This window comes from Polaribacter porphyrae (assembly GCF_002954685.1).
In the GTDB taxonomy this organism is placed as follows: Bacteria; Bacteroidota; Bacteroidia; order Flavobacteriales; family Flavobacteriaceae; genus Polaribacter; species Polaribacter porphyrae.
This window is the reverse complement of sequence record NZ_MSCN01000001.1, coordinates 111,525-128,733: the sequence shown is the minus strand read 5'-3', so window position 1 is coordinate 128,733 and position 17,209 is coordinate 111,525. Positions and strand designations below refer to the sequence as shown.

Here is a 17,209-nt window from a genome sequence, read left to right as displayed (position 1 = left end):
ATTTTTTTTTAAATATTTTACTGATTATTAGGGAATAATGCAAATATATAAAAACAATATTAATATGTTAAATTTTACCCATGCTATAAACCAACCCTAAAGATAAACTTGGTAAAATGTCATCATTTCCTTGGTAAATATCCCAACCAACAATAGCTCCAATATCAAATTTAATTTTAATTCTATCAGAAATTGAAAAATGATTACTTGTTCCTATAATACCGTGGATAGCTGAATTACCATAATAGTGATTTTGAAAATATCCAAACCCTACATGAAACAACAAATCATAAAACCTGTTATCTTCTTTTTTTGATAATAAAATATTTTTAGCATTAAAGACTACTTCTGCAAAATAGAAATCATAAAAATGTTTATCATTATCTGCTATTGCATTAAAATATCTTCCCTGATACCCTCCTTGAATAGCAATATTTTTATTTAACCATTTTCCTACAATTATTCTTATTAAATGAGAATAATTAGAACTTATAAAGTCTTCACTTTTAATTCCAGACATTTGAATACCATAATCTATTGATGCAAACCATTTTTTATTAAAGCTTACTGAATCTATATTTTGACTTGAACTTAATTGAGAATAACTTACAACAACAAAAAATAAGATAAAAAATTTCAATTTTTTCATATAAAATTAAGTTTAGTATAATTGAGGCATTTTATTTACAGTTTTAATAACATCTCTAAAATCCAAACCAATAATTTCTAAATACCATTTTAAAGAGTTATATCGAGGTTTATTTTCATCATAAACTAATGCTAAACCTTCTTCTCTAGTTAGCATACCTTCTCTAATTTGATTACTTCTAAATGTATCATTTTCACTAAAACCAGCCACTAAAGTATATACATAATTATAAAAACTTGCTGTACCATCACCAATTCTCCAAGTAGATTTTGTATCTATAGAAGTTTCCCATTTATATTCATTTATAATAGTATCTTCAATGGTTTTTTCATCCCATTGCATATAATCAAATAAGTGATAATAGTCTGATTTTGGAGCAACATATCTAGATGCAAAAGAACCTAAAGAATCTAAAATAGATTGATTTATATAACCAGGACTTTGAATTAAATTTTTCCCAACAAATCCAAATAATTTTAACTGATTTTTAACCGATAAAGAATAAATTTTTTCTTTATCAAATTGTGGTGCTAAACCACCAAAACCTGTTTTAAAATCCGTGTTTTCAAGGTGGTTAATTCCCCAAATATTTAACTTTATATTTGTTTGTTTTTTTACTTTATCAGCATAATAAAAGAAAAATTTATCTCCAGCCATAAAAAGAGGAATCATACCTAAATCTGGTTTTTTCAACCAAGCTTTAATATTTTTTCTAATATTAGTTCTTTTCCAGTGCATATCTGCAGCAACAATAATATTCTCTACACCTAATTCACCACAAATTCTTGCAATATTTCTTCTTGCTAAATCTGTTACCATTCCCCAATCATAAGTAAAAGCAATTGGGTTTAAACCTAATTTTTTCTTTATAACATGCATTACATACATACTGTCTCTACCTCCACTAAATGGAACTAAACAATCAGGAGAACCGTCTTTACTTCTATAAGGTTCAACTAAAGCTTTTAACTCGTCTAAAGATCTTGATTGGTTTTTCTTTTTGTAATTTTTGCAATAATTACACTCTCCCTTTTCGTCATATTCTATATAAGGAAAAGTTTCTGGTAAGATACACTTTTTACATCTTTTGAGCTTTTTAATTTTCTCAAAAGGATAGATAAGCATGTCTTTATCTTTAACAGCTTCAGAACTTAAATGTATTTCATTTAAATCTAATACTGTTGAAATTTGTTTTTTTCGAGATTCTTCACTATAAAAATTTAGGTCTTTTTTAGTACTTGAAAACTCTTCACTTTTTTTATTTTCTTCTATTTCTGAAAAAGATTTTTTGTTAAAAGTAAAGTTTTTTAAATCTAAAACAAGCAAGTTTTTTGCTCTTAATTGAAAAAACTCGAACTCTCCAATTGTATCTTTTAAAGACATTTTTTCTATAAGACCATTTAGCATTGCTCTTTCTGAAGCAAAATAAATAATGTCTTTATTATTATGAATAACATATAAAGAACCATTATTAGTAGCTAAAACAAATTTTTCTAAATCTGCAAATGTTGTTGCTATTGAAGCGGTTCCAAAAACTTTATCAATACTATTTTTAACAGAAGATTCTATTGAGTTTCCTTTGTTGAGTTCCATTCTAATTAATGCAGGTAAAATCTCTGTATCAATTTCGTTCTCCCTAACTAAAGTTGGATGCTCTTTCCACAAATCATCAACATTAACAACAATACCATTATGAATACAAATAATATCATCTTTCATAACTGGCTGGTTATTAGAATCTTCTAATTGAGTTCCGTTAGTAACTAGTCTAGCATGCCCAAATGCAAGCTTAATTTTATCATCATTTTCTTTAGAAAACAAGTTGTCTAGGGTGTATTTAACTTTAGATCTCTTTAATAGTTCATTAGCAGGTATAGGACCTTTAATAATGTCAAAACTATTGTCTTTGTGATTTAAACTACACAGACCTGAAGAATCTTTTCCTCTAGTTTCAGATAATTTTGCTAATGATTTTAATGATTTTTTTAAGAACTTGTTACTGTACCTAGCTTCTTCTTTTGTAATAACTCCAAATATTCCGCACATAATTTATAATTCTTTATTATTAGAAAATAGTTTATTACAAATAAATTGCGAGGCTTTACCATTACCAAAAATTTTTGGAAACTCCTCTTCTTTTGAACTTTTAAAATTATTAAAAGCCTCAATAATATCTGAATAATTAGCTGAAGTTAATTTTGCTTTACCAGTTTCTAAAATTTCCAACCATTCTGTTTCTGGTCTTAAGATTATACAAGGTTTATTAAAAAAATAAGCTTCTTTTTGTACTCCACCAGAATCTGTGACAACCATTTTAGATGATTTTTCTAATTCTATGATATCTAAAAATGATGTAGGAGGTATCAACAATAAATTTTCATTACTGATTATAGAATTATATAAATCTTTATCTTCCATTTCATTCAATTTATTTTTTGTTCTTGGATGTAATGGCAATACTATTTTATATTCTTTAGATATGGTTAAAAGAGCTTTAAAAATAGATTCTAAATTTTCTTGAACGTCAGTATTATGATCCCTGTGTATTGTAGATAAAATAAATTTATTTGGCACTAAATTATATTTGCTTAATATCGTAGATTTTTTAGCAGAAATTTTAGCGAAATGCAAAGAGTTATCATACATAATATCTCCACAATGAAAAACCCACGGATTGTCTGGGGTAAAAGGCTTTTCTTTTTTTACACTAAACCCTTCTTTAATTAGATTATTATAACCTGTTAATGTTGGAGAAAATAATAATGTTGATAAATGATCACAAACAATTCTATTTATTTCTTCAGGCATTTTTCTGTTATAAGATCTTAAACCTGCTTCTATATGTACAATTGGAACATTTATTTTTGATGCTGCTACAGCACCTGCTAATGTAGAGTTAGTATCTCCATAAAGTAAAATAAATTGAGGGCTTTCTTTAATTATAATTTCTTCTATACCTTCAATCATTTTTCCAGATTGTACTCCATGAGAACTAGAACCCACATTTAAGTTGTAATTTGGTCTTGGTATATTTAATTCATCAAAAAAAAATTCCGACATATTTTGATCATAGTGTTGACCTGTATGAACAATTATTTCTTCAATTTTATTTGAGTAATTTTTTAATATTTCTCTACTAATTGCTGCAGCTTTAATTATTTGTGGTCTTGCTCCAATTACTGTAATAATTTTCATAACATACTTTTTCTTAAATTAGCCCATAAAATTAATAAACTTTTCCTGATATAAAGGGTTTTTCTTTAAGGTTCTTATACTATCAGGGAAATTCTCTAAAAGCCATATCATAAAACTTGTTAAATCCACCTTCTCTGAAAGCATTCTTTTTTGATTTTCTTTTATTTTAAGAGAAAAAACGTCTCCATTTAAACTGTTTTCTAAATCTTTAAGTAAGAAAGAAAATTCTGATGTTTTATAACTTTTAGATAGCTTATAAACATCATCTTTCTCATCCATAACCCCTATTTTACCTACAAAATCATTAAATCTAAATGAGGGAACTCCTAAGATTGCTGCTTCCGAAGACATAGTTTGACTATCTCCAATATATGCCTTTGCTTGTGATAATACATCTTTTAATTGGTGTGGTTCAATTTTCAATTTATATTTCTCTAGTTCAGGACTTAATTCTCTTTCTGCACTTATATAAACTTGCCCATATTTTTCTAAAAGACTTATCAACTGCTTTGCTTTTTCTTTTGTGATACCAGATTTTCCAACATCGTGATATGCTGTTAAAGAAACTAACCTTAAAATAAAAAAGTTTTTTTCTGGAATTATTTTTTTTACCAGCTCCAAATCTGGGGTAAATTGATTTGGATGTAAATATGCTAATTCTTTATAACCATCAAATGCAATTTTTTTTTCATTAAATTTACCTAAATTAGTTATTGATGGTGCTAAAATATAATTTGCAAATTTTAATATTATTGAAAATTGTTTTACAATTGCAAGATCATCATCTGTAAAAGCAATAGTTGGTATTTTTTTTATTTTACCAACATATACTAATAAATCATCAGTAATAAATAAATCGTATTTTTTATTTCTACAATATTTTAATAATCTATGTATTGTTCTAAAAAAATTTACACCTGCACTTATATAAGGCGAAACATTTTTAAACTTTCTCCCTTCTGGGAAAATATTAGTATAATTCCAGCCTTCATTTTTCACTAATTCTTCTAATACATCTTTAGAAGTTATTAATATATCCACATTATGACCATTACTTTTTAAATGATTAATGGTTTTCTTAAAAACATGAAATTTAGAAGGATGTACAAAAAAGAAAAGAATGTTCATGAAATATTTGAGTTGATAATATTTTTTTTGGTTTTAATACTTTTGAATCCAAATCAATTTTTTATTAAGGACATTTTTTTTCATTAAATATTAGCACCGATTTATATAAACTCATAATTCGCTTGGCAATGGTTTTTGAATCTAGCCCCAACTCAATGATTTTTTCCCTACCTTTTGTTTGTCCTTTGTTCTCAGAAAATTCTAAAGATATTTTAAGACTTTTAGCAACATCTTCAGGGTCATAAGAAGTAATACAACATCCTTGCATACCGTTCAATAACCAACGTATATCTCCAACATCCGTTGAAACAATCGGACGGTTGCAAGCCATAGCCTCTTTTATAACGTTGGGAGATCCTTCCCACAAACTGACAAGTAGCACAACATCAGCTGAATTCATCCATAAAGGCATCTGTTTAGGAGAAACATCGTTTAGAGAATGAAGTACGATGTTTCCATTATTAAGTATTGAAAATGCCTGTTTAGCTAATCTAAAGTTTTTTTCTGGTCTTAATGGATTGGCTGCAAATAGAATATGTTTTTTATTATAATCCCATCCTAATTGCTTTTGACAATCTCTTTTATTCATTGAATAAAATATTTCTAAATTAACACCGTTCGGTATAACAGATATGTTTTTAAAACCAAGGCTATTAAGCATTTTGGTTGATTTAACTATTATATTTTTACAGTAGAGCTTATAAAGAAACTTAATGGCTAATTTGGATAGGTAGCTACCTTGGACATCGCTTCCCATTAAAGAAACAACTAATGGTTTAGCATTAGCTAGTGCTGCAACAAATGCAGAAGATGAATAGTGTGCATGAACAATATCATACTTATTGATTAATAGGTGTTTTTTTAACAAAAAAATATTTTTAATATAATTCAAAACTCCCTTTCCTATTATAGGAAAGTAATAAACAACATCATCAGATTTGTTAATTGAATTCCCTTGATTCTTTGTGATTGGAGAAACACCAAAAACAGAATTTCCACTACAGACAAAAAGAATTTTCATAAATCGAGCCCGTTAATTTTAATCGCATCTTTTAGTCGCAAATCATAAGATGAATTTGAATTAAAATTACCCTTCTCAAAAACCCATTGATCATCTTTAAATAAATACCTCCCTGGTATTCCATCAACTAACATTTGATATGGATCTGACTGACCAAAAATACACTGAGCTTCATTAATTAAATACTGGCCTTTTACTGGCTCAAAAACATCTACTGCGATACTTCTGAATCTAAACAAATCTGTCAATGAACGGACAAAATTCAACAACTCAACTGGGGGAGTTCCATATTCTTTTTCTAATGTACCGCTTGCTTTCTTGTTTAATACAATTTTTTTATGCGCGAAATAAGAGTCCCCTATTCGTACAGCTCTCCATTCATAATCATGTTTAATGAACTCTTGTAAAATAATAAATCCTTTTTGAGAATCCGAAGCAATATCCCTATATGTTCTGAGTTTGTTGATTAATTCTTTGGGGTGAGTAAACTTATGCCAAGCACGCTGAATCAATTTACCCTGACTTAATTTTGGGCCAGTATTGGAAACCAAACCATCGCTAAAAGCTCTCTTAATATATTTTTTTACTTGATTTTTTGAGTCAAGTATCTGAACACCTTTACCAGAAGCACCGATATTCATTTTTCCAACCAAAGGAAAGTTCATTTTTTTTAGTGCTTTTAACGCTTCATTGCGATGATAATAAACCCATGTTTTTGGATGGGGCAATTGATGAGCTTTTGCCCAATATGCAAAGTACCTTTTACTTTCATAAATCCTAACTTCATCAAGAGATGGAAAGGTTTTATACTTTAGTGAAGTTACTAAAATTTCTAGGCGCTCTTGATATAAACTACGGTATAAAGATGTTTTGCCAGAAGGTTTCAATAACAATAGACTAGGGGAGTATGCGGTTATATCTTCCAACCAAGTCTCAATTGTTAAATCAAACACTTCAAAATCAATATTTATTGGGTAATCTTCGCAGGCATTGACCCATTTTAAGTGGTCAAATGGATCTTCGTTTTTTAGAATTGCAAATTTTGTTTTATTTTTGATTTTCATAAACTGTGTGTATGCTTTAACGTATCTGCTATAAATAGATTCTTTTTAATTAGTTCTTTGCTTTATTAAAAGTAAATCAACCATCTACATCCTCTTCAGATAAAACACTACGTAAAAGTTCAAGATGACTCTCGCATCTTATTAAATTAAGCTTTACATGTCTATTTTTTTGTGAAGGGAGAAATAAAAATTTGGGGTTAATAATTTTACCCACCCTACGCATACCTCGAAAATGAACAGGTAAATAATTTTTTAATAAAAGTGTATTTTTTTCTTTTTGACAAAATTCATTCCAGGTTTCAATATAAAGATCTTCATTACCAAGAATATTATTATAATATTCAATTTTTTTTAAAAATACATTTTTAACAGAACCCGACATTTTACAAAGCCCCCCCTGTTCAACTGACTGTGTGTAGGGTATAACATTGAATTTAGATAACTTCTTATCTTCAATAGTGTATTCTAGACTAACAGCATAACCTTCGTTCCATCCCTCTGGTGGGGTTGAGTGATCAAATATGAGATTCCCTAGACTGTAAACAATGGGTTTATCTTTATAAATTTCGTAAGCACCAGCAACATGAGGATGATGACAGATAACAGCATCTGCCCCACGAGTGATATAATACCTACACAATTTTCGTAAACCTGGCCTAGGTAATGAGAAATATTCATTACCACCATGTATACTTACAAAAACAAGATCTACCTGATTTCGGACAGATTCTATCTGTAATGTATTATCCACTGGATCTAATGGTGCAGCACCAGCTTTATCAGTATCGGCAATACTGAATTCATGCTCAGCTACAGCAATATAAGCTATCTTCAAACCACGACTTTCTACTATAGTTATATTTTGTGCTTCTTCCAAATTTTTTCCAGCACCACATATGTTCAAATCAGCGCTCTTACAAGAAAGTATAGTTTCTTCAAGTCCTTCTTTATCAAAATCCATAATATGATTGTTTGCTAAACCGACTACATCAAATCCGGCACTTTTTACAGCCTGAATACAATCTGGATGAGCTTTTAAACTAGGTCCAGTTTTTTCAATAGGATTGTTATAAATACACAGAGGTGTTTCAAGGTTCAAAAAAGAAAAGTCTGCTTCAGTAATATCTTTTTGTAGATTACCAAATATTTCATTTTTTTTTTGGAGAACCAGACTTTCGAATCTACGACAAGGTGCAAAGTCACCTGCGAAAAGTATAGAAATTGATGAGCTCATACTTTACTATTTTGAGTGTTTAAGATAATTATAAATCGACAGAGAAATTAATATATTGGGTTCTTCAACTTTTTAGAAAAAAATACGAATTGAGATTTTTAGAACTTTTATTTTGTTTAACGTTTATTTAAATTTCGTTTCAAATTTAATACTTTTTCTCTTTCCAAGCTATTAGAGTAAAAGATTATAATTAAAACAATCAACCCTGATGAATTAAAGAAAATCATTTGATTATAATATAACAAAATATCCCACAAAAAATAAAAGAAGATAATCCATGCTAATTTTTTGTTTTTTATTGAAAAAATTATCGATGCTACAAATACTAGCAAAAGTATTGACCCCATATAACCAAGTGTATAAATCAAAGCACCGCCTTCCCCTATTAAACCTTCGTGCTTTATACCATAATCTGAACGTCCTCCGGCAGTAAAACGTCCATACTTACCAATAGCTACTTCATAAACGCCTTTACCAAAAAGTATTTCCTTATTACTTTCAAGTGTTAACATCTCTGGCTTAAAATACAAATAAAGCGCTGCTCCTCTTCCGATTCCTTTACTATCTTTATCTAATAATGATCTAGCCTGGTCAGTACCAAAATAATAACTTTTGATATAATTACTAACAAAAGAAATATCAAAACTTCCTCCTACCTTTTTTTCTGGTGTAATCGTCGGAGTCATTCTGACACCGACATAAAAAACTATTAAAGCTATAATTAAATATTTAAGTAGTCCAACTAATCTTAATGTACGGGCGACAAAAACAAATAAAAAAAACAATATAGCAGGAAAAATAATAATCGGTTGACGTTTACCGCTTGCAATAGCGATGATTAAAATTAAGCCAGTGACAATCCAGTCTTTTTTTGTAAACTTACCATTTTGTATCAACCAGTAAAAAATCATTGCCATAATCGGTATAACAACTGCAGGCCCACCACCACCATAACTCATAGTACCAACTAACCCTTCAAATTTAAAACCCATTAAAATTATTTTAAATACAGCTACCGCAATCTGAACATAAATGATGTTGAGAAGTACATTTTTTACATATTCTCTTTTTGGAATGTTATAAATAATATCTTTGAGATAATGGTAAGCAATCCATAAAAATGCATACTTATATAAATATTGACTTAATATTGTTAACAAGACCCCGCCATAAAAATAATAGGTAATCCAAAATGATACTGTAAATAATAAAAAAGTAAAATTTACTGCTAGGTCAGCTTTATTTTTAAAACGATTTCTTTTTTTCCATGATATCGAAACAGCATAAAAGACAACACATATTTTGTATATACTTAATAACCCAGATATAGTGACAGTATCTAGATAGTCAAAGAACCCTTCCCAGAAAACAAGAACCAACAATAAACTAACCCGAGATAAACCAACTTTATAAAAAATATAGAGCATACCAAGAAATACAAATGAAAAGTAAAGCGCAATATTTAATGTTGACATAACATTATTTTAAATTAAAAAAGGATTGTTATTTTATAAAAGCTATCAATAGAATATCTGGTCTATTGGTTTTGTATAAACTTAAGTAATTTCTTGACTCTATTGTCCCAAGAATATAATTTGAATGCCTTTTCTCTAACTATTTCACCATAATTAAAAATATCTTTCGCTATAAGCGCCTTGCTTAATGACGATTTAAGTGAATCAAAATCATCAGGCTGACACAAGATTGAGTCCTTTTCATTTTCAAGTACTTCTCGAATGGTAGGGAAGCCATGAGCCACAATTGTCCTACCAGCAGCCATATATTCAAAAATTTTTAATGGTGAGCAATAATTAATTGTAGGGACTTTTGATGACCATAAAGCTAGTAAAATATCGGAGGCATATAAATAATGTGGAACCAAATTATGTTCTACATAACCCATAAAATTTATATTTAAGACGGAATCCTCCAGTGACAGTTTTTGAAAATTCTGTCGATTTTTTTCAGGACCTCCAATAACTAAAAAGTCCACATCTGGAAAATCTTTTGCTAAATAAACAATATTTTCAATGCCTCTACTCGGATACAATCCTCCAGTATAGGTAACTATGGTTTTATCAGTAGGAAGTTTTAATCTTGATTTTGCAGTATTTATGTCAATATGTTTTTCAAAAAGAGAGGTATCAAAGCCATCGTGCCAAGCAAAGAGCTTTCTTTGAGGTATACCTTTTTGCTCCCAATGTTTTGAAAGGGATTCACTTATAGAAAATAAACACTTAAAATTTGATGACTTTGCTACGCGCAGTAATCTTTTTTCCAAAAATTTATGCAGTATATTATGTCCAGTATGCAATTTAGAATTGTGTGATTCAAAAATAAGGGGAACATTAAATTTAGTCAGAGCATTTAAAACAAATGAATCCCTGGAAAAAATAATATCCGGTACATTTAGCTTGACAAGTTGAACAATGTTACGTTTAACCAAAAATCGATTAATAAACAAATTCTTAGATTTTTGATTCCATGTTTTTATTTCAAAATTAATTCCATTTTTGAATGAATTATTAATAAAATCTTTGAGATTGTTTTCAAAGTTCTCATTTTTTTGCATGGCCAAAGTAACTTCATATCCTGCTGTTACAAAAGCATTACACATTGAAAAAACTTGCAATAGAGTAGTATTCAACCCACCAGATTTTGAAGATTGAACCGAAGCCATATGTATGTAAAACAACTTTTTAGTCATGTATTATGTTTAATTTAATCAGATTGGTATTCAAATTTCTATAATCTCACATTTCAATCAATGAGTCTGAGTAATTTTATGGCTTTAAAGCCATCGAATTCATCATCAATACATATGATAGTTTCTGTGTTGTTAACTCTAGGGTGTAAATCGGTTCGTACTTCACTTTTAAACTTATTATGTCTATAAAAACGTGCCTTTTTTATATATTTAGTTTTCAAATCTAATGTTATTAGAGATTGCTGCCTAAACCGATTTGGATAAGTATCTGTTAGCAATGCTGTATTGTTCCAAATGAATGTAGGATGCCCATCATTTTTTAAAACAGTTGGTAGTAATTTCTCACACTTCCCTGATTTAAGATCATAGTTTGTATAGCTAAATGCTTTACTTAGTTTTGAATAAACTGTGCAAAGAAGAGTATTGTCATCTTTCCATGTGTAATGTGATATTACATCAGAATCATCTAGCAATTTTAAATTAGAACCATCTGTATTACAAACAAAAAGTCGAGAATGCCTCTTCTTGTTTTTTGATAATAAATGCAGAAACATGAACTTTGTACCAGATTGGTTAAAGCATAAATGATTTATATAATGTTGAAAATCTTTCCAATCTTCTGGCATTTTACCAATATTGACAATTTCATCAAATGAAATTAGTAGTTTATTTTTTTCTATCTTAAAATCAAACAAAAAAATGCCATCATGTTTTGGGATGTTTTCATTTTCAGTTATATCAGGCAAGGATGCATAACCATAACCTGGACGTAAGCGCTGCAGTCGTGAAAAATTTAAAGACAATCCCTTATTTCCGCAATTTGATATATCATACAAAGGCAATGGAATTTCTTTAATTATTTCTCTAGTATATATATCCTGAATGATGCCGATATATTTGTCAGCCTTTACTGTATTATAAAAAACAGTTTTCTCATTAGTTTTTTTTGGAAACCATTGTAACCTACTACCTTGCTGCCAACACCATGCATTACTTTCGCCAATTTTAATAAAATTGGTGTTGTTTTTTAAAGAATCAATATCATAATAGCCTATATCAATACAGCTTTTCGGATCGGGTGATATTAATGGGTGATGTGTTCGATGCGCAAGTACTTTTGTATCATTTTTATCAAAAGGAGACAAATCATAATAACCGAAAAAAACATGCTTACCATCACTATTCAAACATTTCACATCAAACCTCTTATTCATCATATTAAATAGAGGTTGAGTAATGAAACCGATAAATTCCAGTATTGGACTTATTATTTTACTTATATTTTTTTTCAAAGAGAAATATTTTTTTATTAAAATTTCATTCACTTTTGCTCCATGCGAAATTAAGTATAATTATTCTCTATTTTAAAAGTATTTGGTGCTATCTTAACTATATTACGCTTCTTTTCTTTCTGTTTGCCAATAATTTTATCTAATGATGTCAAACGCATTTCTATATCTTCTTTTTTTAAACCGGGAAATTTTTGAAATTTAGCTTGTGCAACCTTTGATTCTTTCTCAATATCTTTGTGCTGTAATGTTCGTTTTACCTTCCCCAATAATCTGCTTCCCCATCTCTTTTTTATATCAAAGTAAAATAGTAAATGAATTTTTTTTCTTAACAATGCGAGTGAAAATATGCTTTTTTTATTCAAATGCTCGTCCTCAACATAGAAAGATTCCAATACATGCACTATATTTTCCGCAGCATCAGCAGAAAATACATTTTTAATATAACTTTCAACGAAATTAGAGTCCAAATCAAACCTATTATCTTCCGTCTTGCTTAGTAAAACTTTTAACTCTTCAACTACCCTTTTTTCTGTTTGTACAGTTTTTCCAAATCGATTTGGAAGAGCTGGGTCAAATTTAGTTTCAGGGTTCGGATGGTATCGAAGGGTTGGTTTGTTCATTGCCCATGCCTCTATTGCTGTTGTACAACCTGAATAAATTAACACTTTTGCCCCCAAAATCCAATAGGTGGCATTACCACTATATTCAACAACTACGTTATTTGTGGAAGCAAAAATATTCCGCCATGCTTCATGATTTTCATCAGGATGAGGTCGAATTACAAACTTGGTATTAGGAAATGCCTGGCTGAGTCGTTTAAGTAGAGAAACATAAGCTTCGAATAATTGTGCTGAATTCTCACTTACTTTTGTAAACAAGTTAAAATCTTCATCATTATGAATAAACCCTCGATCACGCATATGCTCAACATAGGAAGACGTTCCATATAATAAGGGGTTCCAATTTCCTGGAGTAAACATACTATTTATTAAAACATAGCCATCATCAGAATAAGATAGTTGTTCTTTTGATTGATCTTTAAGGAATTGACGATATTTTGAATGCAGTACATCAAATCGGGGGTTTCCAATCAAATGAATTTTTTTTTTGTATTCAGGAGAAGTACTAGTTAATAAATCATACTGTTTCTGACCCCAGGCAAAAATCGCATCACTAATCTTAATTGTCGTTTCATCTATTCTTGTAGATCTGTAGACTTTAGGTGATGCCCAACTGAGCCCTTCTTCATCCATGGTAACAATTTTCAGACCTACGACTTGAAGTTCTTGGAGTAAGCGTGATGATAGCGGAGAATGATCTTTATAGAAATAAATACCTCTTCCATATGAACGCGCGCTTTTGTAAACTCCTCCTTTTGTTCCCACAACTACCGAATAGCCTTTTTCAAGTGCCTTGTGAGCGATAAGTAATTTGGAATCTAATTCTCGTGGTATTATCTCAATTGGTAAGAAAAGTGTTTTTTTTATATCTTTCATTTATAAATTTTAAATTAAAGGTTAAAATATTTTTTGATAGCTCTCTTATTTCATTAAAATTTAATGTTTGTATAATGAATTTGTATATCGATTGATACCTAAAAAAGTGATAAAAAGTAATTCTTACGTAAATTTTTTAGGACTAGCATCAAGAATGTCCTGTGCAATCCAGTTATTTATGTTTTTTATTTGTGGAAAAAGTTCGTTGTATTTAGTTTGAAGTTTGGAAAGTACAGTTTCTCGATTATTCATTATTTCCATAACATGTTCTTTCATCTGAAAATAATCACTTGCACCTAAAACCAAATCCAGATATCGGTAGCTAAAAACGGGTTCATCGTTTTTATCGCGAAGAGATTTATTGTTATCAAATTCAGATATTCCTCTTAAGTCAAGATATTCAATCGTAGGTACGCCCAATGCTAGCATGTCTATCACAACACCAGAATAAAAACTTATTGCAAAATCACACTCTTTACCTAAAACAAATGGATGAAGGTCTGAATATATCCAATTATCGCCATAGTTTTCATTACCAAACACCTCCTCATAAATCCCCTCTTTCCTCTCTTTCGGATGCAGTTTAACCACAATATTTTTTTTAAGATCTTTCCATGCCAATAGTTTGATGTTTTCTAAGGCTTTCTTTTTGCGTTCATATGGAAAATACTTTGTGGTGCCTGGTCTCGAGATTATAAAAATTGATCCTTTGTTCTTCTCATTGATTTTATTACTCTGTTTGAGAATATTTAATCGTATAAATTCCATCCAGTTGGGACTATGTCTAGGCACTCCCACAACTTCCATCTTTGATTTATGTATAGCGTATTCATATTCATAAAATGGACGCTCTTTGGAAGAAAATAAATATGCATTTACATCTTTTCTAAAATCATTGTTTAGTTTATTTTTTGTTTTCCTTAAAATACCGCCATCATTTATATTAATTCCATGTTGAATAGAGAACTTGGGAACTTCTGCAAAATTCTTCATCAATTCTAAATTATATGACTTTGACTCTTCATAAATATCAAAAAGAAGATAAGCTTCATTTTTTTCGGTAAATTGCCAATTACATAAATATTTTTTATTTAAAAGTTTACTAAATTTATTGTAACCGTAATGAATTAAACTACCCAGTGTTTTGGTAATTGGCCATTTTTTTAACTTTCTAGAAACTCTTAATAAAAACCATTCAAGTTTTGAAGGCTTATTTATTATTTTCGCCTCTGAAAAAGTATTGGTAGTTAACCAATGTTTCCCATGAGATTTGAAAATAATAGAGTCAAAAATTTTAGCCGCTAAAATAATTAGAACATTTGATAAATGAATCTGATTAATAGCGTTAGATTTTGGAAAAATAATAACAAATTTTAAATCTTTCCGCTTTTCTTTAAGACTCCAAATCACAGGTAACCAATTATCTAGCATGCCCAAACTAGGAGAACATAAAAAATAGACAACTTTTTTTAATGGTAGTTTTTTACTCATTGGTAAGCAACTAGTAGCAAACTTATATCTAACAAACTAAACTTATACATATTTTTCTATTTTTAATATTTGACTTTAAATTGCCTTTTATAAAATTTCAGAGGAGCCTCTAATTTGATTAATTCTACTTGTTAAATTATTATAAATATTTTTATAGTTATTATCTTATAATTCTGCCAGTTCCTCTATTAGCAATAACTTTTCTAACTTCATCAGCCGAAAACCTTGAGGCATCTCCAATGGTAGTGTGATTAAGTGCAGCTAAAGTTGTTGCAAAGTCAATAATTTTTTGGTATGAATATTTCTTGTCATTTAAAAGCCCATAAATTATCCCAGCAACAAAGCTATCACCAGTTCCGACTCTGTCCATTATTGATTCAAGGTTGTACTTTAAACCTTCAATTTTTTTTATATCTTTATCTTTTACAAATAGGAATCCATTCCAAATGTTGGTAGAGGCTGATAACGCTTCTCTGTTTGAAATTGAGATATACTTCAAGTTTGGAAACTGTTCAAAACATTTAGTTGCAATATCAGTATAATTGTTTTCAGAATCTGGATGGATTCCTAGAACATCCTGAAAATCACTTTCATTCCCAGCGATTAAGCTGGCTCGTTTACATAAAGACCTCATATATTCTGTAATCAATTTGGCATCTTTATTTACCCATTTCCAAAGGTTTTCTCTATAATTTAAATCTACAGAATAAGGTATGTCTACCTTTTGAATGGCATCTAGTAAAACATTTTTAACATTTTCAGAGATTGCAGGAGAAATACCAGAGAAATGAAACCAAGATGTATCCTGAAATATCTCTTCCCAGTTAAAGTCATTTGTTGACATTTGGCAAAATGATGTGTTATCCCGGTCATATATAACAAAGGAATTTCGAGGGCCAATGCCATTTTCTGTCCAGTAAATTCCCACCTTATCACCGCCAGTTTTGATGAAAGTAGTATCCACACCAAACTGTATTAGGCTTTGGATTATTTTATCTGTAAGTACATTATCAGGAAGCCTTGTAATAAATCTAGATTCTAAACCTAGATTACTCAAGGCAATGGCGACATTTGATTCACTACCTCCTGTCTCAATTCTGAAATAAGTAGCTTGAGTCAGACGTTCACCTTTTTCAACCGGAGACAGTCGCAACATTATTTCTCCGAAAGTTGTTACTTTTTTTATCATAGTTTGTGTATTTCTTTTAAACGTCTCTCAACTATAGCAATGTCTTCTTCAACATCGACAGCATATGAGTTCCCTTCTACTTCTAACATCTTAACTCCTATACCAAGATCAAGATACCTCAATATCTCAATATCTTCAGAACTTTCAAGTCTAGATTTTCTACCAAAATCTCCAAAACCCAATAATTGCTCTCTATTAAAGGCATATATACATACCTGTTTGTAATAAGTTTCAGGTCTGTTTTCGTAATTTTTAAATCCAGGTATGGTCATTCTTGACATGTATACCATTTCGTTATCTTCAGTCGTTATAACTTTAGGTATATTAATATTACCAGGATCTTCATCTGTATTTAATTTTGCCATGGCGTTAATGACGTAAGAATCGTTATTTACTTTCATATTTGCCACTGCTTGAATTATTTCATGATTAATAGTGGGTTCATCTCCTTGTATATTTATATATATATCTGCATGTACCTTTTGGGCAACTTCTGATAGTCTATCGGTTCCAGTAAGGTGAGTATCAGAAGTCATCACAACATTGAAACCTTCATCCTCTACTACCTTCTTGATTCTTTCATCCTCTGTTGCAACAAATACATTTTCGTTTCCCAGCGCTTTTCCTGAAAGTTCTGCAACCCATAACACCATTGGTTTTCCAAGAAGTTTAGTTAGTGGTTTACCAGGGAATCTAGATGACTTGTACCTTGCAGGGATAATACCAATAATCTTTTTAGTCAC

The 17,209-nt window shown here is 29.8% G+C and carries 14 protein-coding genes; all 14 read right to left on the bottom strand.

From position 1 onward, the window contains the following. Positions 1-67: 67 nt before the first annotated feature. The 14 genes from BTO18_RS00605 to BTO18_RS00540 all read right to left on the bottom strand — a co-directional run bounded on the left by BTO18_RS00605 (position 68) and on the right by BTO18_RS00540 (position 17,209). A complete protein-coding gene (locus BTO18_RS00605; RefSeq protein ID WP_105014356.1) occupies positions 68-649 on the bottom strand; it encodes a hypothetical protein in 582 nt (193 codons plus the stop codon). A 12-nt stretch (positions 650-661) separates the two neighbouring features. Continuing rightward, entirely contained in the window at positions 662-2,695 is a 2,034-nt protein-coding gene (locus BTO18_RS00600) for a glucosamine 6-phosphate synthetase (protein ID WP_105014355.1), read from the bottom strand. 3 nt (positions 2,696-2,698) lie between these two features. Then, positions 2,699-3,844, bottom strand: a complete 1,146-nt coding sequence (gene wecB, locus BTO18_RS00595; RefSeq protein WP_105014354.1) for a non-hydrolyzing UDP-N-acetylglucosamine 2-epimerase — start codon at positions 3,842-3,844, stop codon at positions 2,699-2,701. A gap of 18 nt (positions 3,845-3,862) precedes the next feature. Beyond that, on the bottom strand, positions 3,863-4,972 hold the full coding sequence (locus tag BTO18_RS00590; protein WP_105014353.1) for a DUF354 domain-containing protein: 1,110 nt from the start codon (positions 4,970-4,972) through the stop codon (positions 3,863-3,865). Between the two features lie 64 nt (positions 4,973-5,036). After that, positions 5,037-5,993, bottom strand: coding sequence for a glycosyltransferase (locus BTO18_RS00585; protein ID WP_105014352.1), 957 nt, complete (start codon positions 5,991-5,993; stop codon positions 5,037-5,039). Continuing rightward, positions 5,990-7,057, bottom strand: a complete 1,068-nt coding sequence (locus BTO18_RS00580; RefSeq protein WP_105014351.1) for an ATP-grasp domain-containing protein — start codon at positions 7,055-7,057, stop codon at positions 5,990-5,992. Before BTO18_RS00580 ends, BTO18_RS00585 begins: the two co-directional genes overlap by 4 nt. Positions 7,058-7,133: 76 nt before the next feature. Next, positions 7,134-8,291, bottom strand: a complete 1,158-nt coding sequence (locus BTO18_RS00575; RefSeq protein ID WP_105014350.1) for a CapA family protein — start codon at positions 8,289-8,291, stop codon at positions 7,134-7,136. A gap of 116 nt (positions 8,292-8,407) precedes the next feature. After that, entirely contained in the window at positions 8,408-9,766 is a 1,359-nt protein-coding gene (locus tag BTO18_RS00570) for a hypothetical protein (protein ID WP_105014349.1), read from the bottom strand. Between the two features lie 62 nt (positions 9,767-9,828). Continuing rightward, the gene (locus tag BTO18_RS00565; protein WP_105014348.1) at positions 9,829-10,998 is read right to left on the bottom strand and encodes a glycosyltransferase; all 1,170 of its coding nucleotides are present in this window, start codon (positions 10,996-10,998) and stop codon (positions 9,829-9,831) included. A 53-nt stretch (positions 10,999-11,051) separates the two neighbouring features. Continuing rightward, on the bottom strand, positions 11,052-12,323 hold the full coding sequence (locus BTO18_RS00560; RefSeq protein WP_146106864.1) for a hypothetical protein: 1,272 nt from the start codon (positions 12,321-12,323) through the stop codon (positions 11,052-11,054). A gap of 17 nt (positions 12,324-12,340) precedes the next feature. Continuing rightward, positions 12,341-13,786, bottom strand: a complete 1,446-nt coding sequence (locus BTO18_RS00555) for a surface carbohydrate biosynthesis protein (protein WP_105014346.1) — start codon at positions 13,784-13,786, stop codon at positions 12,341-12,343. A 123-nt stretch (positions 13,787-13,909) separates the two neighbouring features. Beyond that, entirely contained in the window at positions 13,910-15,277 is a 1,368-nt protein-coding gene (locus BTO18_RS00550; protein ID WP_105014345.1) for a hypothetical protein, read from the bottom strand. A gap of 160 nt (positions 15,278-15,437) precedes the next feature. After that, positions 15,438-16,466: a sugar kinase gene (locus BTO18_RS00545; RefSeq protein ID WP_105014344.1), complete on the bottom strand. Its 1,029-nt coding sequence runs from the start codon at positions 16,464-16,466 to the stop codon at positions 15,438-15,440. Further along, on the bottom strand, positions 16,463-17,209 hold the full coding sequence (locus tag BTO18_RS00540) for a 3-deoxy-manno-octulosonate cytidylyltransferase (RefSeq protein ID WP_105014343.1): 747 nt from the start codon (positions 17,207-17,209) through the stop codon (positions 16,463-16,465). Before BTO18_RS00540 ends, BTO18_RS00545 begins: the two co-directional genes overlap by 4 nt.

Excerpts from the sequence above, each read along its gene's own strand:
- BTO18_RS00555 (WP_105014346.1), bottom strand. The coding sequence starts at position 13,786 with ATGAAAGATATAAAAAAAACACTTTTCTTACCAATTGAGATAATACCA.
- BTO18_RS00545 (WP_105014344.1), bottom strand. The coding sequence starts at position 16,466 with ATGATAAAAAAAGTAACAACTTTCGGAGAAATAATGTTGCGACTGTCT.
- BTO18_RS00605 (WP_105014356.1), bottom strand. The coding sequence starts at position 649 with ATGAAAAAATTGAAATTTTTTATCTTATTTTTTGTTGTTGTAAGTTAT.
- BTO18_RS00575 (WP_105014350.1), bottom strand. The coding sequence starts at position 8,291 with ATGAGCTCATCAATTTCTATACTTTTCGCAGGTGACTTTGCACCTTGT.
- BTO18_RS00600 (WP_105014355.1), bottom strand. The coding sequence starts at position 2,695 with ATGTGCGGAATATTTGGAGTTATTACAAAAGAAGAAGCTAGGTACAGT.
- wecB (WP_105014354.1), bottom strand. The coding sequence starts at position 3,844 with ATGAAAATTATTACAGTAATTGGAGCAAGACCACAAATAATTAAAGCT.
- BTO18_RS00570 (WP_105014349.1), bottom strand. The coding sequence starts at position 9,766 with ATGTCAACATTAAATATTGCGCTTTACTTTTCATTTGTATTTCTTGGT.
- BTO18_RS00565 (WP_105014348.1), bottom strand. The coding sequence starts at position 10,998 with ATGACTAAAAAGTTGTTTTACATACATATGGCTTCGGTTCAATCTTCA.
- BTO18_RS00580 (WP_105014351.1), bottom strand. The coding sequence starts at position 7,057 with ATGAAAATCAAAAATAAAACAAAATTTGCAATTCTAAAAAACGAAGAT.
- BTO18_RS00585 (WP_105014352.1), bottom strand. The coding sequence starts at position 5,993 with ATGAAAATTCTTTTTGTCTGTAGTGGAAATTCTGTTTTTGGTGTTTCT.
- BTO18_RS00590 (WP_105014353.1), bottom strand. The coding sequence starts at position 4,972 with ATGAACATTCTTTTCTTTTTTGTACATCCTTCTAAATTTCATGTTTTT.
- BTO18_RS00550 (WP_105014345.1), bottom strand. The coding sequence starts at position 15,277 with ATGAGTAAAAAACTACCATTAAAAAAAGTTGTCTATTTTTTATGTTCT.